Consider the following 16,583-nt stretch of genomic DNA (forward strand, 5'->3'; position numbering starts at 1 on the left):
ACCCTCTGACCTGGACGTATGCAGGCTCACGCACCCTGCAAGCAGCCGACGAATCGGTATCTATCGGGCGGCGAGGAGGTCTTCGAGTCGCCAGCCGCGGGGGCGCTGCGTGCCGCGCTGAACGGTGGCAACAGGCAGCTCTACGCCGATTGCGTCGAGGCGGGCCTTGAGGAGGCTGCCGACTCGGGTGGCGTAGGCCGCGTCCGCTTCGTCGTCCCCGCGAACGAACTCGGCGTCCACGTGGGCGAGGTGGGCGAACGCTTCGGCGCGGGACAGGTTCTCCTGCCCGGTTGCGGTCGCTGCCTTGATGAGGTGGTCGAGGACGTCGGCCTCACGCTCCGCCTGGACGGCGGTGCCCTTGCCTGTGGGTCCGCCGGCCGTCATGGAGATGCCGGTCTCCTCGGCGAGCTGATCCTCGATGGGGTCGGGGTACTGGCCAGGGACCCGGCCGACGGCCTGCCGGAGTTCAAGACCGGCCTTGGCCGCCTTGCGGAGGTCCCCGCTCTCAACGTCGACGAACAGACTGCGGGCCTCGATGAAGCCGGTGTCGGGCGTGGTGAGCCAGCCGCGACCCCGCGTCGCCTTGGAGTTGGGGATCTCGCTCGCGTCGTATCCGTCACCCGCCGCACCGTCGCCGAGGATGGCGTTGGAGGCAGCGGCCGACTCGACGCGCATGGCCCACTTTCCGGCGCAGTTGCCGCGAAGGCGGGAGGGCACGACGTCGACCTTGGGCGCCTGGGTTGCGAGGATGAGGACGATGCCGACGGCGGCGCCGACGGCGGCGATCTGGGCGAGGAGTTCGACGATCTCTTCGGCGTGCTGGCCGTTGAGGCCGCCCTTGACTGTGTAGGTGGCGAGTTCGTCGACGATGACGAGTTCGATCCCGCCGAGCTCTTCGAGAAGTTCCTCGGTGGCCTTGGAGACGCCGAGGTCGACAAGGATCTCGGTACGCCTCTCCAGCTCGGCCGCGAGGACCTTGAGGAAGGCGAGGAGCCGCTCAGGGTTGCGGCGGACGAACGTGTCGAGGCTGCTGGCGATGCCGACGTACTCGCCGGTGCCCTTGCCGTCGAAAAGGCGGACACGGATCCGGGGGTCGAGCATGGCGCCGACGAGGATGTTGGCGACGGCCATGCCCTTGCCGGAGCGGGTCGCGCCGCCGACGAGGAGGCTGTAGTCGGAGATGGTGGCGAGGACGATCGAGCCGCGCTTGTCGAAGCCGAGCGGCAGGCCGTCACGCCAGGCGTTGACCTTGTCGCTGGTGCCGATCAGCGGGTTGTGGATGGCCCTGCCGAACGGGTCGGTCATGGACACCCACAGGCTGAGGTGGTCCTCGCGGCCCTCGTGGCGAATGTCCATCTGGTGGCTCTGGGTGCCGAGGGCGGAGGCGAGCTGCTTGTTCTTCTTGCGGACGTCGTCGACGGTGACGCTGCCGGTGACCTCGATGTGGACGAGCCAGGCTTTGCCGTCCTGGATGACGGGGCTGCGGAAGATGACGGCCTGGTCGCCTCGGATGATGCCGGCGTCGCGGAACGCCCGGTCGATCATGTCGTCGGTCATGCGGTCGCCGTCGCCGATCTTGGCGGTGCGGTCGTTGTAGACCTGCCCGTCGTCGGTACGGCGGCCCATGAGGGCGAAGGCGACAAGGGCGGAGCCGGTGGCGAGGATCCCGCCGGGCGTACCGATCAGGTACAGGCCGGCGCCCTCGACGGCAGCTATGGGGGCGAGGGCGGCGGCCCCGCGGAGGGCCCGCTTGGTACGGGCCTCGTTGCGGGCCTTCTTGTAGCCGGCCATCGCGGACACGGACCCGGTGGATGCCTTGTCCATGTCGCTGCGGCGCTTGTCCTTCTCCTTGCCGGGGATGAGGCGCTTGTCGTGGGCCCACTTGGCGGCCTTGTAGTCGTGGTGGGCGCGTCGGGCTTCGTGCTTGGCGACGGCGACCTGGGTGCCTTCGACGCCCTGGATCCAGATGAAGGTGCGGCGCAGGCCGCGGCCGATCTGGGAGGTGTGGCCGTGCTCGGTGGCCTGCCGCCGGACCCAGCGGCGGAAGGCGCGGGTGGAGTTGAGACGGGCCGCGCCGCCACGGTCCTTCCAGCCGCCGGTGGTGCGCGTCCAGGCGGGCACCAGCGGAAGGTCGGCCATCGGGTCGGCGGGCGCGGGCTCTTTGTATGTGGCCCCATAGTTGGCGACCAGCCGGTCCCACTCGGGGTCGGGGGTCGCGCCGGGCAGGGTCTCGATGGTCACGACGTCTCCTCGGAGAAGGCGGAGCGGCTGGCGGAGTTCTGTTCGAGGGCGGCCTGCTTCTTCGCGATGCCGCTGTAGGCCGGGGTGTCACCAGGCACGCGGCGGGGCGGGGTTCCCCCGTTGAAGCGGCGTCCGTCGGGGGCGTTCGGGTCCTTCTTCGGGCGCGGGTCCTTTTGGGAACTGACCTGCGAGAAGTCACCGATTATCGGAACGTCCGTCGCCACCTTCATGCGGGCCTGAGCGGCCTTCGACTGCGCTTCGATCTCAGCCGTGATGCCGACCACCTTGGAGCCGGTTACCCGGTACCAAGCCTCACTCCAGATCGCCTCGGTGACGACAGCCGAGCCGCGGGCAGAGCGCAGGGCATCGGCCACGTTCCACACGTCTCCGTGGGTCTTGCGACGGTCGTCGTCGCGCCGCTTCTGCTCCTCCGACTCGCGCAGCTCCGAAACCCGCCTGGCCTCGCGCGCGGCAGTCTCCGCGGCAGCCTTCTCCGCCTTCGACTTCTGCCGGGCTGCTTCCTCCTTCGCCTTGGCCCGCCGTGCGGCGCGCCGTTCGCGGGCGGAGGGGATGCCGTCGGCCTTCTGCGCGATGCCGTGCTCGTAGGCCATGAGGACGATCGGCCCGCCGAGGGAGGCGAGGGCGCCGATGAGGCCGGCGTTGAGACCGATCTCGGGGTCGGTGACTCCGTGCCACAGGTTGATCGTCGCGGCGACCGCGGCGCCCAGCATGATGCCGATCCGGTACGGCAGCACATCCCGCCGGTGGGCGACCGCCCACGCGGCTCCACAGGCAAGAACGAGCGCGAGGCCTTCAAGTAGCGCAGGGGCGGCCACCATGAACGGACGCTCCTCATCCCAGAAGGCGAGGAACTGAACCGGGGCGGCGATGACAAGACCGACGGCGTAGATGCCGTAGGCGCCCCACCGCCACAACTTCTCGCTGCGCTGCTGCTCCTTGGCACGGGCAGCCTCGTCGGCCTCCCGCTCGGCCTCGGCCTGTTCGGCGCGCTCCTTCTCCGCATCCGACTTGGCCTTCTCCGCGGCCTTCTTCGCAAGGTGCGCGTCGTGGTCGGCCTTCTCCTTCTCCAGCCGCATGTTGGCGCGCTCGTTGGCGATGCGCTGCTTCTCGGCTTCCTCGGCGGCGAGGAGCTGCTCGGCCTTGGCCTTGCCCTCGGCCTCGATGAGGATCGCCTTGGCTTCGGCTTCGGTGCGGCTCCGGATGGCGTCCGCCTCGGCGAGCGCGACCGGGTCGAACCGGGACTCGGTAACGGCGTGGCCGTTGACCCTGTCGATGGCGGTACCCACGATGATCTCTCCTTCCGAGTGTCAGAGGGCTAGGCGGTGGCGGGGGGCTTGGGCTGGGGCCGGTACTTGAGCCAGGCGATGGCGCCGGCGAGGAGGTAGACGGGCCCGGGGATGGTGGCGAGGACGGCGGCGAGGCCGGAGGTGGCGAGGGTGATCGGGGCGATCGCGGCGGGCCACATGCCCACGACGATCAGGAAGGCGATGAGGGCGGTGAGCCAGAGAGCGGCGGGTCGGCGCAGCATGACGGTTCTCCTTGGGTGACGGCCCCGGGATCGGCGGGGCCGGAGTCAGGCGGGAATGGCGGTCAGCGCCGCCGCTTCGGGTAGCTGTGACCGGCCGGCGGATACGTGTCGCCGTAGCGGGGCGCAGCGCCCTCGAGGACGACCTCCTCGAAGCGGCTCAGCTCGCCGCCGTCGACCGGGTCGCCGGTGCGCTGGGCGTAGGCGTCCTCCAGCCCCTGGAGCATGCGGGTGGTGCGGGCGTCGTCGTCCTTCTTCGACTCGGAGCGGCTAAACAGGCCCATGGCGGGCTCCTTCCGGGTTGGCTAGTTCTGCGGGTTGTTGGGCTCGGGCTTGGCACTGCTGGCCAGCGCGTCGATCTGGAACACGGCCCAGGTCATGACGGCGCCGAAGATGAGGCCGGCCTGAAGCTCGCTGATGTTGGCGATCCGGGCGAGGGTCGGGCCGAGGTTCAGGCCGAGGGCGACGAGCGCGAGAAGCGCGAAGACGGGGATCAGATGGCGGGCGTAGCGCATGACGGGTCCTTTCGTAGGCGGGTGGGCTACCACCAGCTCCAGCTCTTCCGTTGGTCGGGGCAGCCGTTTTGGGCGTGGTCCTCGCACGGTCCGCAGGGCGTCTTCTGGTCGCCGAGTCCGAGCCAGTTGCCGCGGTGGAGTTCGGCGTGCTCCTCGCACTGCGGGCAGGTGTCCTGCGCCATGACTCAGGCCGCAGCGGGCTGGGTGAGGCCGGCGAGCTCGTCGAGGAGCCGGGGGCCGTCGGAGGTGGCGGCGTCGATCTGGGCGGCGAGGTACTCGGCAGACAGCTGGCCGAGTCGGTCACCGGTGCGGACAGCGGTCAGGTAGTCGGCGACGACACCGGCGCGGACGGCGGCCTCAGCCTCGGCGAGGGCCTGCTCGGACGGGCCATCGGACGGGATCAGGGTGAGCGGCATGGCGAATCTCCTCGTGGCAGAGGTGCGGGATGGGGTGGGTTGCCGGGGCCGGCGGCAGGGGGATGTACCGCCGACCCCGGCGGTCTAGGGGGTGCTAGCGGCGGGCGGCGAGCAGGCAGTCAGCCTGGTACTTCGCGTCCTCAGCCGCCTTCTCGGCGATACGGGACTGCTCCTGGCGCTGGCGGAACAGCTCGTCCAGCGCGGCGTGCGCGGCCTCGTCGACGTCCGGCATCTCGACCACGAACGGACCACGGCCGGTCTTCCTGCCGACGGCGATCCGGCGACGGGACGGGGCGACGGCCTCGACCGCGGGGGCGCTCATCGGGCACCGCCATGCGTCTCGGCGATCAGCCGGCCGACGAGGGTGCGGACCATGAGGTCCCGCTCCTGGGCCGACCGGTTCGTCGGCAGGTGCAGGTGGATGCGCCCGCTACGGTGCTGGACCGCGGCGCCGTAGAAGTGAGCATCGGTGATCGACGAGTCGATGATCTCGGCACCCGACGTCTCCAGCAGCTCCGGAAGCGGAGCCGCGAGAAGCCGACCGATGGTAAGCGGGGCGGGGTCGTTCGTGCAGGTCCCGCTAGGTACAGTGGTGCTCACGGTTGTACTCCCTTGTAGTGAAGGGCGTGCGGCCTAGGCCCCGTTTGGTGTTGGCGCACCGGGCGGGGCTGCAAACTTTCTTGGCACCCCCATGATGCACGGCGCGGTCTTCGAGTGCAACAAACTTGGCGGATCTGATTTCCGTGGCGCGGCTATTCAGTTGGCAGTCCGCCATGAGACGATTCCGGACATGACCCCGACGCCCACGAGACTCGACGAGAAGGATCGGCAGCCCTGGCTGCGCCAGCTGGACCGCGCGACGGCTGCTTACGAGCGCGCCCGCAAGACGCTGGACGACCTGGTGACTGATGCTCGGGCGGCCGGCGTCCCCCTCACTTCGATCGCGGAGCACAGTCCGTACAGCAGGGAGTGGGCTCGCAAGATCGCCGATCGAGTGGCCGCAGAACGCTCTGCCGCCGAAGAGGGCGCTGGGTAAGAGCTCATGCCTTCGAGTCAAGCCGCCAGCGGCTTACCGAACCATGAGCGGCGTCAGCACTCCCCAGCGCTCTTTTGCCCAGGTCGGCACGCAGTCGGCATTGGGCCTGCACGTTGTCAGCACTTCCCCGCCCACGACTCACCCGAGGCCGGATAGTGGACGTGATCGACGCATGGGACGGTCGGCGAGCGTGCTTCCTGCAGGAGGCACTTCGCATGACTCAGGAGCAGTTCGCCGAGTTCGTGGAGGTATCAGTTCGCACAGTAGGCAAGTGGCATAGCAGCCACGACGGGCGGCCTCGCTCGGATGTCCAGCGGCTGCTGGACGCCGCATACAAGCGCGCCTCTGTGGAGGCCAAGCAGCGCTTCGACCTACTCATTCGGCCCCGACCGGCCGCTCCTCACGCCCAAGCATTCCGCGTCGCGGTCGCTGTGGTGACCCGCGAACAGGATGTCCTCCTCGTCTGCCGACGCGGCGACGACGCGCTCTCCTGGCAGTTCCCGGCTGGCACCGTGAAGCCGGGCCGGGCTGGGGCCACCGTGGCTGTCGATGAGACGCGCGCCGAGACGGGTGTCAGGTGCGCGGTCCGTCAGTTCCTCGGCGAGCGCGTCCATCCGAAAACTGGGGTGCTCGTGGAGTACCACCTGGCCGAGTATCTGCTCGGCGACGCGGAGAACCGCGACGCCGACGAGAACAGCGACGTGGCGTGGGTGCCGCGGTCGCAGCTGACCCGCTTCATCCCTGAACAGCAGATTTATCCGCCGATCCTGGAGGCGCTGGCATGACCGAGACGACGACTGAGCAGGGCATCTCCACCGCGATCATCACGGACGGGGACCGCGTGCTGATGATCCGGCGGCGGGAGCGAGAGGGGAAGCTCCTGTGGGCATTCCCCGGCGGCGGTATCGAGGAGGGCGAGACCCCAGAGCAGGCTGCCGTGCGCGAGACCGCGGAGGAGGTCGACCTAGAGGTGAAGGCCGTCCACTCCCTCGGTGCCCGGGTCCACCCGCAGACCGGCCGGCACATGTCCTACGTCGCGTGCGAGGTCGTCGGGGGCGAGGCCCGGGTCGCGGACGAGGAGGAGCTGGCCGAGGTCGCATGGATCCGACTGGCAGAGATCCCCGACTACGTACCGTGGGGGCTTTTCGAGCCGGTGCAGGAGTACCTGGATGAGACGCTCGGCGCCTGACGCCGGCAGCGGGATGAAGGCCTCGCCGGGAAGCCGGTGAGGCCTTCTGTTGTCTCACGGCAGCAATTATTGGCGCTCGAATTATTAATAAATATTGAGCGTAGAAAGAGACCCCTCGCAGGCTCCAGAGTGGTCTCACAGCGGCTGCGCCACCTGGGTCGCGGGGCGGTGTTTTCCAGCCGCTCTAATCGTTGGCCAATGGTCGGCCGCGCGAGATGGAGGGGAGCGCGACGAATCCTACCGAGTCGGTCAAGTCGACGGTCACCGCAGGTCCGAAGCGGTACGGCGGATGATCCGGATCTGGCCCAACACCTCGGCCTACACGTGCATATTGGCCAGGCAGCAGAACGGCCGGGGCGGTCAGGCCCCGGCCGGTGAAGCACCAGCGAGGTGCAACTCGCTGATCAAGGAATCCCAACCCAGTCAGAATCGGAGTTCCTCCGTGAGCGTAGCTGAGGGCCTCAAGCCCAGCCCTGCCGATTTAGCGACACACCCTCTCGAGTCCCTGCTCGACCAGGCCGGGGCCTGCCTGATCGATTCTTCGATCGACGACGTCGAGTTCTTCGGCGCCGCGCACCTGTCGCCAGCGGGGATCGCCCTACTCATGCCGCGCGGTCGATCAGCGGCTGAACGCGACGCAGTTGCACGAGTGCTCCTCGGTCAGGCGCTGGGTGTATCACTCGTTCCGCTGCCTGCGACGTTGACGGTCGAGTCGTTCGCCCTCTGAACGCAAAGGCGCCCGCCACCCCAACGGGTGGCGGGCTTCGTCGTGTCCTGACCTGCTGCTGGCCGGTTGTTCCGGCATGGATTACGAGACCTTCACCGCCCCTGCCCCCGACCCAGCCCTCGATGCCCCGCGTCTGCCGTTGCTGACGGCGGCGGAGGCCCGGGAGGCGGTGTCGTACCTGCAGCTGCTGGAGTCGCTGGATCTGACACCGCGGGGTGAGGCTGCGGGCCGGCTGGCCGGGGATCTGGCGATGCGGCTGCCGGCGGAAGGCTAGCGGGATGCCCCCGACTCCCCGTGCTCAAATCGCGCGGAGATCGCCGCCCGATAAGCGTCAACCACGGCGTCGTCCACCGCTCCGTCGCTGAGCAGGGCCCCTCCGCCTACGAAGTTGCCCCAGGCAGTCCCTTGGCCTTCCCAGTGAACCTGAGGACTGTCATCTCCGAATGAGCGATCCACGACGTCCACGCGAACTCCGCCTGCTTCGAAGGAGGCGTCCGCCTGGTAGTACTCGCCCTTACGGGTCACGATCGCACCGTGAGTGGGCTGGACGTAGCCAAGGTACTGCTTCGTCTTCTGGTGCCGGACGACCTCGACCCCGCGGCCGAGCGGGCCGAGAACGAGCATGCGAACCTCGTGCTCCGAGATGGTGTATGGCTCAGCCGACCGCGGCAGCCCGTCTTCGGTGAGGCACGCGTGCAGGAGCAGTTCTATGTCCAGATGCTCCTCGGCGCCCTTGACTTCAACCCACAGCTTCGCTTTGGGAAGCCAGAAGTCCGGCAGGTAAGGCCGCCTTTCGGGGCCGACACGGTAGCCCTGCGGCTCGTACTCCCATTGGATGCCGAGCGAGTCGAAGAAGACTGCCCACCTCGCTTCCAGTCGGGACCGGAAGTGGTGGTCGGCGTACCAGGTCTGGATCGGTTGGATGGGCAAGACCCCTCCTCAACTGCGAGCGAATCCCATAGTCCTACGCCGCAGCCCGCCTCTCCGCAAGCTGCATCCGCATGATCTCCCCGTGCCCGTATTCGGTGCCGCAGCGTCGGCAGGTCTCGCCGTGGGTGGCGAGGGTGAACGGGAACGTACCGCCGCAGGGGCATTGGGCGTACAGCTTGCGGGCCGGCTTCTCGCCGGCGGTGATGCCCTGGAGAGTCCGGTGGATCAGCGCGACCTCGCTCGCGAAAGCATCGGCCGCGGGATGATTCCCGGCACACCAGGCGAGGTTGAAGCGGAGCGTCCGGCACGCGTGGTCGACGCGCTGCTGCAGCGTCCCGCCCTCGTTGAGCTCAGCGTGCTCCTGCTCCTCCCAGTCGCGGACCCAAGTCTCCAGCGGGCCAAGGACGGCGCCGCCGGCGCACTGCAGCGACAGCACATCGACCCGCAGCGGCGCTGGTGCGCTCTTGCTGCCCGAGACCGCAGGCCCACCGCTGCCGCTGCCGCGCTGGAGGTGGTGGGCGAGCTGGGCGTACAGGCCCCGAGGCCCCTGGATGGCGGCAAGTTGCTGTCCGACGCGGTCCTCGCACCGGGAGCAAAGGAGCCGGCCGAGCTCGTCGTCGCGGAGGTCGTAGGCGCAGCGGGTGCAGGCGGGGAAGTCGTTCACGGCTCTCTCCTTGCGGCGGTGCGGGCGGGGCGGTTGGTCGGTTCGGCGGGGCTGCGGCCCTCGCTGACGTTCTCGGGGCCCGACGTCGCGGAGTGCGCCGGGCGGGAGTTCGGCGCTTAGACGGGCACCCAGGGGCCTTCTCGGGCCTGTTCTGATTCAGGGGCTAGGTGCGGGTGCGGTCGGTCATGCCGCCTCGTGTTGCTGCGGGATGTGGATCTGGTGGACGCCGAGTTCGCCGACCGCGAGGGCGATCGCGACGGCCTGAGCCCGGTCGGAGGCGCCGAGCCGGCGGTAGGCGGCCGTGAGGATCTCGGCGATCGTGTGATGGCCGACACCCAGCCACGCGGCGATCGCAGCGTTGGTGTTGCCGTTGGCGGCGAGGAGGAGGACCTCTCGCTGCCGCGGGGTGAGCGGGCGGGGATCTCTCATCAGAGGCTCCTGATCACGTTCACGACGGGTCGTTCGGGTATCTGCGGTCTGGCCGAAGACCGGCCGTGGTCGGCGGGTACGTGGCGGGCCCACCGTCGGCGGGGCTGGGGGCGGCGGCCGGCATGTGCGTCGGCCTCCGCCTCCCAGCCGTCGAGGAAGAGCGGCGGTTGAATCGCGCTCACGTCTGCCGCTCCAGGTTGTGGCAGTCGCACCGGCACGGCGCGGCGCAGAACTTGCACTCCGCGGGGCGCTTCGGGCCGGCCTGTCCGGTCTTGCCTTGGCAGTAGTCGTGTTGGCCGTGGAGGCAGCCGGTGGACAAGTAGTGGTGCTGGCGGGTGGGCTGCTGCTCCTGCTGCTCGTCGAGGGCGGCGCGGAGTTGCCGGTCGGCGTCGATGAGTCCGAGGTGGTAGCCGAGCGTCTCGGGGTCGCTGGTGCCTCGGTGGCGGCCGATGTCGATGCTGATGCCGTGGAGTGCCTTGCGGACGCGTTCGAGGGCGGCCTCGGCGCTCCGGTGCAGCCCGTCCTTCAGCCGGATGAGGAGCACCAGTTCGTTGATCCCTTCGCGGAGCCGTGCGGCTTCGGCCCCGGTGAGCTGGTGGCGTTCGGCTCTGTCGGCGAGGTTGAGCAGCTGCTCGGCGGGCGTGGGGTCGGTCATCGGGCGTCTCCGCTGATGCCACGAGCGACCGCGAGGGCGGGGTGGTCGTCGGGGACTACGCACCACCTGTCGCTGAACTCCCAGAGCCCTCCGGGCATGGTGCAGTCGGGGCCCACCGGGTGCCGGTCGACGTAGACCCAGCGGCTTTGGATGAGGGCCATGTGTTCGTCGCAGGTGACGCTGTTGTCGAGGGGGTCGAGGTCCCACGCGACGTGCCAGGTGCCGGGCTTGCCGCAGACGTCGGTGGCGGTGCGGGGCTTGTAGTCGCAGGTCTGGCCACCGAGGGGGCGGGGTTCTCCAATGGGAACAAACGGGTTGAGAGGGCTGGGCTGGGTCATCGGGTGCTCCTGGGGTGGTGGGTCCAGTGGCCGCAGGGGAGGCCGGCGAGGGTGACGGTGAGGGCGACGAAGGCGAGGACGGCGATCATCGGGGGCCTCGGCGGGGCTTCTTGAGGACGTAGCCGATGCGGGCGAGCAGGGCGGTGGCGAGGACGGCGGTGGTGGGCCAGGCGAGGGCGGCCCATGCCCAGCCGCTCACGGGGTGGCCTCGGCGTTGGTGAGTGCGCGGCGGGCTTCGGTCACGGCAGTCACCGCGTCGGGCCAGCAGAAGAGCCGGTCGACGGACAGGGCGCTGATGGACTCCTGCCAGCCCTCGGTGGTCCAGGCGCGGCCGCCGCCGTATGCCGAGATGGTCGCGGCCCATCCGTCGCCGTGGGCCAAGGCCTGGCGCCGGACGAGGAGGGTGGTGCCGCCGTTCTCGGCGACGGGCACGCGGTATTCGGTGGCGTGACCGGCCAGCGGGTCGACGGCGCGGTCGGCCGGCGGTGTGGCGTCCTGCCCCCCGACGGCGGGGGTGGACTTGACCCACGATGCGCCGCCAACCGACTTCCCGTACATGATGAACGCTCCACCGTGCCGCCCGTCGTGGCCGGGGGATCGAGTGCACAGCGTCTCGGAGTAGTCGGGGTGGGGCAGTCCACAGTTGGACGGCGTCTGGGCGGCGGGTTGTCCGGCGGCCTGGCGGGCGGCGTCCCGAACCCCGGCCGCGAGCTGCGCCTCGAAGCAGCGCGGGCAGTTCCGATCGCCGCACGGCTGACCCGTGGAGTGGGCGGCCGCAATGCGGTCCAGCTCGGCACGGAACTCGTGGCTGTTGACGATGTCGTTGGCGATGGAGAACGCGAGCTTCCAAGAGTCAACGCTCGGGTTGATCTCCTGGGCGACGAGGTGGCGGAGGCGGTCGTCAGTGGGCGGGTAGTCGGTCATGGTCTCTCCTGGCTGGGTAGGGTCGGGGTGACGCCCGCCCCGCGCGCTTCCTTCGTGCGGGGCGGGCCGTTGCGTGCTCAGGACTCGTGCGTGCGGCGGTCGATGTCGTAAACCCAGGCGGCGCAGACGGCGGCGACCTGGAGCATCTCGGCGCGCAGCTTGGCCGGGTCGGACTCGGCGAAGGCTTCCTGGACTTCCTCGTGGAGGATGTCGCGCCACGTGAGTTGCCCCAGGCGAGCCATGGACTCGCAGGTGTGGCGGGCCCGGTCAGCTCGCTCGCGGTCCTCGGTGATGCCGGTGCCGTCGGGGTGCTTCTGGTCGCCGAACTTGGCGATCTGGCGGGCGCGCTCGGCGTCGATGGCTTCGGCGAAGTCCTTCACGCCGGGGGTGCTGAAGAGGGTCGGGTACATGTGGTGCTCCTTCGTGGGTTCGGGTGGGGCGGGCCGGCAGACGGCTACGAGGCGGTCAGGCGGCGTGGCCGGAGCGGCAGGCGTAGGGCGAGCAGCCGTCGGGGTCGCCGTTCTCGGCGAGTTCGGCGTCGTACACGGCGTCGAAGAAGTCGTCCTGACGCCATTCGGACGGCCGGATCTTGTCGATCGGCGCCTGGTCGAGGGGCAGCCGGCTGATGTGCAAGAAGCGCTGGTGCCGCAGGCCTGGCCCGGTGCGGTACGCCTTATCGAAGGCGACGGCCTCATCCCAGTCCGGGGTCTGGAAGCCGGGGCAGTCGCATCCTGGGCAGTCCCGCATGCCTTCGAGGCTGTGTGCGGATCGGTGATGGCCGCAGATGCAGGTATCCCTCATTCGGCGCCACTCGGCGTTGCCGTGGAATGGGCAGCCCTTGCAGGAGCTCTTCTCCACCGAGGTGCAGCCGTGGTGCTTCAGGTACGCCTCGCACTGGGTGCGGGACATGTTCAGCTCCAGCAGCGGGTGCCGGGACTGGGAGTAGCGGGTGTCGGCGCGGGTGGAGACGCGGCCGATTTCGTCGGTGGAGAACCCGACCCACTGCTCGGCCCACACGCCCTTGGGCGGCTGCCCGACGCGGGCGAGGGTGCCGGTGCCGGTGCAGACGGAGCACGCGCCGGGGGTGTGGTCGTCGAGCTTGGCGCGCCAGGGGGCGATGCGCCGGCCGGTGCCGTCGCAGTAGCGGCACGGGGTCGGGTCGGACTGGGTGGCGCCGAGGAGGAGGCGAACCTGCCGCAGGATCGGGGTCAGCTTGTAGGTCTGGGTGCAGCGCCGGTTGAGCATGCCCCGGTCGCCGGTCTCGGGGTCCTGCGTGTGCGCGGGCAGCGAGCGCTGCTTGTCGGGATCGAGGACGTCGTCCTGGATCCTGCCGGTCGACACCCGGTACAGCGGGATCCCGGCGGGCTTCAGGACCTCCTGCTCCAGGCGGTCGAGGTGGGTGTAGACGGCGGCGGGCTCCCAGCCGGTGTCGGCGAAGATTGCGCCGTCGAGCTTGGGGAGGCTGCCGGCGGCGGACAGCAGGGCGAGGGTGGTGGACTGGACGCCGGCGCCGAGGGACAGCAGCCGCAGAGTGGGCTCGGTCACGGTGGGTCTCCTGTGTGTGTGGTGGTGGAACCGGATCAGCGGGCGGTCAGGCCTGCTCGTCGGCTTCGGCCTGTGCGACGTCGGCAATGACCTGGAGTTGAGCGATGAGGGCAGGCAGGTCGGTGAGGGGGACGGAGGAGCCGTTGGGGTCGGTGCGGAAGTAAATGCCGGGGGCGTTGCCGGGCATGAGGGCGGTGCTGATGAGGAGTCGGTCGCCGTCGATGTCGGTGTGGGCGTAGCGGCTGGGGTGGGCCGGGCCAGCTGCGGTGGCGATGGCGATGCGGATGTCGGGCATGTGGGTCTCCTGGGTCAGGCGGCGGGGGTGTCGCGGGCGGGCTTCTTGTGCGACCGGTTGATGGCGGCCTGCTCGTGCAGGACGGCGGCCACGTGAGGGTCGGCGGTGTGCGACGGCGGATCGATGCGGCCGGGGACGGTCATCCACGAGCAGGTCCACACGCCACGGCAGTTGGGGCAGCGATAGCCGCAGACGAGGCCTGAGTCGCCGTCGCTGAGGCCGGCGGCAGGGGTGACGGGTATCAGGCAGCGGCCGCACGAGTCGAGGTAGGTGGACATCAGGCAGCCTCCTGCTGCTGGGGGGTGGACGGGGTGTAGGCCATGTCGAAGATCCGCGCGTAGTGGCCCTGCCAGGCGGCGGTGATCGTGGTGCGCTGTCCGCCGCGGTGCTTGTCGACGATGAGGTCGGCTTCGCCAGCCCGGTGGGATTCGGGCTCGTACATGTCGGGGCGGTTCAGGAGGATCACCATGTCGGCGTCCTGCTCGATCGCTCCGGACTCGCGCAGGTCGGCGATGGTGGGCCTCTTGTCGGAGCGCTGCTCGGAGGCCCGGTTGAGCTGGCAGAGGACGACGACGGTGATGCCGAACTCCTTGGCCATGAGCTTCAGGCCTCGGGAGAGGGCGGAGACGGCGACCTGCCTGTTCTCGGCCTTGGGTGCTTGCATGAGCTGCAGGTAGTCCACGACAACCATGCGCAGGCCGGCGGTGCGAACGAGGTTGCGGACCTGGCCACGGAGTGAGGGCAGGGACACGTTCGTCGCGTCATCGACGTAGAGGGGGGCTTCGGCAAGCCGGCCCGCAGCCTTCGCCAGGCGGAACGCGTCGGCGTCACTCGTCGTTCCGGTGTTGATGTGGTTCAGCGGGACGCGGCATTCGGCGGCGAGGATGCCTTCGAGGATTTCGTCCTCGCCCATTTCGAGGCTGGTGAACAGGGTGGGGATCTTGTTCGTGATGGCTGCGGCGCGGGCGAATCCCTGGCCTACGGTGGTCTTGCCGACGCCGGGGCGGGCGCCGATGATGATCAGCCGCCCAGGCGAGAAGCCTCCGCCGGTGAGGGCGTCGAGGTCGGCGAGGCCGGTCGGGATCCGGTTCTCATTGGTGCGGGGAGTGACTGCCCTCTCAAGCGCGTCGCCGAGCAGTTCGGCGAGGGGGCGGGGCGTGTTGCCGGCTTGGCCGCGAATGATGGCGTCGAACTGCTGCTGCAGTGCAGCCAGGTCCCGGTCGCGGTCGAAGCTGGGCGACAGGGCGAGGGTCCGGGCGCGCGCGCTGAGGTCGAGGGTTCGGTTGCGTTCGGCGATCCGGTTGATCCGGCCCGCGTACCAGGCGGCGGATGCCGGTTCGGCTTCCATGTAGACCCGGGACAGTTCGACGTCGTCGTAGGGCACGATCGGCAGATACTTCTCGGCCTGCCACTTCTTGAGCTGGATCGAGACCTCGTGCCACGGGATCTTGCCGTCGGTGAGGCTGTTGCGGATTTCGTCGACTGCGTGCCAGATCCAGGCGCAGCGCTGTTCGGTGAAGTCGGCGGGGTCGAAATCGGCGGCGAGTTCGTCGATGAGGTCGGGGCGCGCCATGACCGAGCCGGCCACAATCCTCTCAGCGAGGACGTCGGCGGGACGGCTGAAGACGTCTCGCCCCTGGGGCTCCTCCTCCTCGGGCCACATGTCGTTCACTGGGCCACCGCCGCACGGTAGTCAGGGCCGTCGAGCACCTGGACGCTGCACATCTCAGTAAGTCGAGAGGCGACGCGGGGGCCGACCCATTCGCCAAGCTTCTTCGGCGGCACGTCCGCTGTGATGAGCAGGGGCCGCTGTTCGGTGTAGCGCTCGTCGATGAGCTCGTACAGGCGCTCCTGGGTCCACACGGTGGGCTTGGCGGCAGCAACGTCGTCGAGGATGAACAGGCCGACGTTCTTGACCTCTTCGAGGACGGTGTAGGGGTTGGTGTGGGCGTCGGGCCGGAGCCTGTCGAAGAGTTCGGTCGCCCGGTACGTGATGACGCTGGGGATGCCGGGCTTGGCGACCCGTGCGGTCACCCAGTGGCGGGCGGCCTGCCAGGCGAGGTGCGTCTTGCCGCGGCCCATGAGGCCGACGATGGCGAGCCCGGTGGTGGTGCGCCCTTCGGCCCAAGCCTGAACGGTCTCGGGTACGGGGACGGGCCGGCGGTAGAGGGCGGGGGTGGCCGCGTCGACGCGGTTGAGGAAGGCGGTGGCGCGGTCGCGGAGCCATTCCTGATCTGCGTCGTGGTTGTCAGCTGGCGAAGCCACTGTGGAAGTCCTCCATGGTCCAGTCGTTGTGCTGCGGGTTGTTGGGAGCGGCCGGCGGGGTGGCGTCGGGCTCGTCGTCGTAGCAGCCCTTGTTCAGCCAGGTGGCCGGGTACTTCGTGTACTTGGGGTCTTGGTTCTTGCGCTCTTGGCCGTAGGCCGTGGCGGCAGCGACGAGGTGGTCGGGGTCTGCGCCGCGTTCAATGGCGGCGATCCATGCCTTCTTGGCTTCCTCGCGGGCCTTCTTCTTCGGGTAGCTGAACCAGAAGGCGCCGAACTTCGTCAGGTGGTGGTCACGCTCTGCTGGCGAAGGGGTAGCCCCGGCTCGGGCTGCGGCCTCTCTATTACTTCTCTTTGAGGGGTCTGAGGGGTCTGAGGAGTAGGGGGGAGCCCCGGCACCTTCTGAATGAGCCCCGGCACCTTCTGAATGAGCAGGGGCTCCCCCTTGCCCGTCCGAAGGGGTAGCCGTGGCTCGTTCAGAGTGAGCCCCGGCTCCCCCTTGAGTGAGCCCCGGCTCCCCCTTAGGGGTAGCCCCGGCTCCCCCTTCGAATGAAGGGACACGGAACGTCATCCGGGTGCCGGGTACGGCGTAGAGGATGCGGCCGTCCTTGCCCTTGCCGATCGCGACGCGGAACTCCCAACCGTCCTGTGCAAGCCGCTTCAGGGCGTTCCGGACAACCTCGGTGCTCTTAGCGCCAGCCCACCGGGCGAGGTCTTCGAGGAGCGCGATACTTTCGCGGGTGACGTCGTTGGCGTCGTCGGCGATCTCGAGGGCCACGGCACGCTGCAGTCCGGTGATGTCCGGTCCGAGCGCTTCCCGCAGCTGCCGGCGGAGCTCGTAGCCCATGTGTCGTCTTCTCTCTGGCTAAGG

Annotated in this window: 28 protein-coding genes; 5 read left to right on the plus strand and 23 right to left on the minus strand. The window is 69.4% G+C overall.

What is annotated here, in order from left to right:
• Positions 1–60 precede the first annotated feature (60 nt).
• From ACZ3IJ_RS24485 to ACZ3IJ_RS24525, 9 genes are all read right to left on the minus strand, one after another.
• Positions 61–2,241, minus strand: coding sequence for an FtsK/SpoIIIE domain-containing protein (locus ACZ3IJ_RS24485; protein WP_467471479.1), 2,181 nt, complete (start codon positions 2,239–2,241; stop codon positions 61–63).
• The gene (locus ACZ3IJ_RS24490) at positions 2,238–3,548 is read right to left on the minus strand and encodes a hypothetical protein (RefSeq protein WP_467471481.1); all 1,311 of its coding nucleotides are present in this window, start codon (positions 3,546–3,548) and stop codon (positions 2,238–2,240) included. Before ACZ3IJ_RS24490 ends, ACZ3IJ_RS24485 begins: the two co-directional genes overlap by 4 nt.
• Positions 3,549–3,577: 29 nt before the next feature.
• Positions 3,578–3,790: a hypothetical protein gene (locus ACZ3IJ_RS24495; protein WP_467471482.1), complete on the minus strand. Its 213-nt coding sequence runs from the start codon at positions 3,788–3,790 to the stop codon at positions 3,578–3,580.
• A 62-nt stretch (positions 3,791–3,852) separates the two neighbouring features.
• Positions 3,853–4,071, minus strand: coding sequence for a hypothetical protein (locus ACZ3IJ_RS24500; RefSeq protein WP_467471483.1), 219 nt, complete (start codon positions 4,069–4,071; stop codon positions 3,853–3,855).
• Positions 4,072–4,092: 21 nt separating this feature from the next.
• Positions 4,093–4,302 carry a hypothetical protein gene (locus ACZ3IJ_RS24505; protein ID WP_467471484.1) on the minus strand — a complete coding sequence of 70 codons (210 nt, stop codon included), beginning with the start codon at positions 4,300–4,302 and terminating at the stop codon, positions 4,093–4,095.
• 26 nt (positions 4,303–4,328) lie between these two features.
• Complete coding sequence (locus tag ACZ3IJ_RS24510) at positions 4,329–4,484, minus strand: hypothetical protein (protein ID WP_467471486.1); 156 nt, start codon at positions 4,482–4,484, stop codon at positions 4,329–4,331.
• Positions 4,485–4,487: 3 nt separating this feature from the next.
• Entirely contained in the window at positions 4,488–4,718 is a 231-nt protein-coding gene (locus tag ACZ3IJ_RS24515) for a hypothetical protein (RefSeq protein WP_467471488.1), read from the minus strand.
• 94 nt (positions 4,719–4,812) lie between these two features.
• On the minus strand, positions 4,813–5,040 hold the full coding sequence (locus ACZ3IJ_RS24520) for a hypothetical protein (protein ID WP_467471490.1): 228 nt from the start codon (positions 5,038–5,040) through the stop codon (positions 4,813–4,815).
• Positions 5,037–5,318 carry a hypothetical protein gene (locus tag ACZ3IJ_RS24525; protein WP_467471492.1) on the minus strand — a complete coding sequence of 94 codons (282 nt, stop codon included), beginning with the start codon at positions 5,316–5,318 and terminating at the stop codon, positions 5,037–5,039. Before ACZ3IJ_RS24525 ends, ACZ3IJ_RS24520 begins: the two co-directional genes overlap by 4 nt.
• A gap of 91 nt (positions 5,319–5,409) precedes the next feature.
• Here ACZ3IJ_RS24525 and ACZ3IJ_RS24530 point away from each other — a divergent pair, with 91 nt between their 5' ends.
• The 5 genes from ACZ3IJ_RS24530 (at position 5,410) to ACZ3IJ_RS24550 (ending at position 7,944) form a co-directional block, all read left to right on the plus strand.
• Positions 5,410–5,754 (plus strand): hypothetical protein, encoded by a 345-nt coding sequence (locus tag ACZ3IJ_RS24530; protein WP_467471494.1) that lies wholly within the window; start codon positions 5,410–5,412, stop codon positions 5,752–5,754.
• A 155-nt stretch (positions 5,755–5,909) separates the two neighbouring features.
• Positions 5,910–6,539: an NUDIX hydrolase gene (locus ACZ3IJ_RS24535; protein WP_467471496.1), complete on the plus strand. Its 630-nt coding sequence runs from the start codon at positions 5,910–5,912 to the stop codon at positions 6,537–6,539.
• Positions 6,536–6,943: an NUDIX hydrolase gene (locus ACZ3IJ_RS24540; RefSeq protein WP_467471497.1), complete on the plus strand. Its 408-nt coding sequence runs from the start codon at positions 6,536–6,538 to the stop codon at positions 6,941–6,943. Before ACZ3IJ_RS24535 ends, ACZ3IJ_RS24540 begins: the two co-directional genes overlap by 4 nt.
• A gap of 442 nt (positions 6,944–7,385) precedes the next feature.
• Complete coding sequence (locus ACZ3IJ_RS24545) at positions 7,386–7,670, plus strand: hypothetical protein (protein ID WP_467471499.1); 285 nt, start codon at positions 7,386–7,388, stop codon at positions 7,668–7,670.
• A gap of 76 nt (positions 7,671–7,746) precedes the next feature.
• Positions 7,747–7,944: a hypothetical protein gene (locus ACZ3IJ_RS24550; protein WP_467471501.1), complete on the plus strand. Its 198-nt coding sequence runs from the start codon at positions 7,747–7,749 to the stop codon at positions 7,942–7,944.
• Here the strand turns inward: ACZ3IJ_RS24550 and ACZ3IJ_RS24555 are convergent.
• The 14 genes from ACZ3IJ_RS24555 to ACZ3IJ_RS24620 form a co-directional block, all read right to left on the minus strand.
• The gene (locus ACZ3IJ_RS24555; RefSeq protein ID WP_467471502.1) at positions 7,941–8,600 is read right to left on the minus strand and encodes a PDDEXK family nuclease; all 660 of its coding nucleotides are present in this window, start codon (positions 8,598–8,600) and stop codon (positions 7,941–7,943) included. The two genes, ACZ3IJ_RS24550 and ACZ3IJ_RS24555, sit on opposite strands and share 4 nt — an antisense overlap.
• A gap of 34 nt (positions 8,601–8,634) precedes the next feature.
• On the minus strand, positions 8,635–9,264 hold the full coding sequence (locus ACZ3IJ_RS24560) for a hypothetical protein (protein WP_467471504.1): 630 nt from the start codon (positions 9,262–9,264) through the stop codon (positions 8,635–8,637).
• Between the two features lie 183 nt (positions 9,265–9,447).
• Positions 9,448–9,693, minus strand: a complete 246-nt coding sequence (locus ACZ3IJ_RS24565) for a helix-turn-helix domain-containing protein (protein ID WP_467471505.1) — start codon at positions 9,691–9,693, stop codon at positions 9,448–9,450.
• A complete protein-coding gene (locus ACZ3IJ_RS24570; RefSeq protein ID WP_467471507.1) occupies positions 9,693–9,875 on the minus strand; it encodes a hypothetical protein in 183 nt (60 codons plus the stop codon). The genes ACZ3IJ_RS24565 and ACZ3IJ_RS24570 overlap by 1 nt, the downstream gene beginning before the upstream one ends.
• Entirely contained in the window at positions 9,872–10,348 is a 477-nt protein-coding gene (locus ACZ3IJ_RS24575) for a hypothetical protein (RefSeq protein ID WP_467471508.1), read from the minus strand. The genes ACZ3IJ_RS24570 and ACZ3IJ_RS24575 overlap by 4 nt, the downstream gene beginning before the upstream one ends.
• The gene (locus tag ACZ3IJ_RS24580; RefSeq protein WP_467471510.1) at positions 10,345–10,686 is read right to left on the minus strand and encodes a hypothetical protein; all 342 of its coding nucleotides are present in this window, start codon (positions 10,684–10,686) and stop codon (positions 10,345–10,347) included. Before ACZ3IJ_RS24580 ends, ACZ3IJ_RS24575 begins: the two co-directional genes overlap by 4 nt.
• 195 nt (positions 10,687–10,881) lie before the next feature.
• A complete protein-coding gene (locus ACZ3IJ_RS24585) occupies positions 10,882–11,610 on the minus strand; it encodes a hypothetical protein (protein ID WP_467471511.1) in 729 nt (242 codons plus the stop codon).
• Positions 11,611–11,687: 77 nt separating this feature from the next.
• On the minus strand, positions 11,688–12,020 hold the full coding sequence (locus tag ACZ3IJ_RS24590; RefSeq protein WP_467471513.1) for a hypothetical protein: 333 nt from the start codon (positions 12,018–12,020) through the stop codon (positions 11,688–11,690).
• 55 nt (positions 12,021–12,075) lie between these two features.
• On the minus strand, positions 12,076–13,155 hold the full coding sequence (locus tag ACZ3IJ_RS24595; RefSeq protein WP_467471514.1) for a hypothetical protein: 1,080 nt from the start codon (positions 13,153–13,155) through the stop codon (positions 12,076–12,078).
• Between the two features lie 46 nt (positions 13,156–13,201).
• Positions 13,202–13,450, minus strand: coding sequence for a hypothetical protein (locus ACZ3IJ_RS24600; RefSeq protein ID WP_467471516.1), 249 nt, complete (start codon positions 13,448–13,450; stop codon positions 13,202–13,204).
• Between the two features lie 14 nt (positions 13,451–13,464).
• A complete protein-coding gene (locus ACZ3IJ_RS24605; protein ID WP_467471518.1) occupies positions 13,465–13,728 on the minus strand; it encodes a hypothetical protein in 264 nt (87 codons plus the stop codon).
• On the minus strand, positions 13,728–15,113 hold the full coding sequence (locus ACZ3IJ_RS24610) for a DnaB-like helicase C-terminal domain-containing protein (protein ID WP_467471895.1): 1,386 nt from the start codon (positions 15,111–15,113) through the stop codon (positions 13,728–13,730). Before ACZ3IJ_RS24610 ends, ACZ3IJ_RS24605 begins: the two co-directional genes overlap by 1 nt.
• Before the next feature lie 5 nt (positions 15,114–15,118).
• On the minus strand, positions 15,119–15,715 hold the full coding sequence (locus ACZ3IJ_RS24615) for a DnaA ATPase domain-containing protein (protein ID WP_467471520.1): 597 nt from the start codon (positions 15,713–15,715) through the stop codon (positions 15,119–15,121).
• On the minus strand, positions 15,699–16,559 hold the full coding sequence (locus tag ACZ3IJ_RS24620; protein ID WP_467471521.1) for a hypothetical protein: 861 nt from the start codon (positions 16,557–16,559) through the stop codon (positions 15,699–15,701). The genes ACZ3IJ_RS24615 and ACZ3IJ_RS24620 overlap by 17 nt, the downstream gene beginning before the upstream one ends.
• Positions 16,560–16,583 lie beyond the last annotated feature (24 nt).

It is taken from the genome of Streptomyces sp. NPDC013317 (assembly GCF_055563155.1).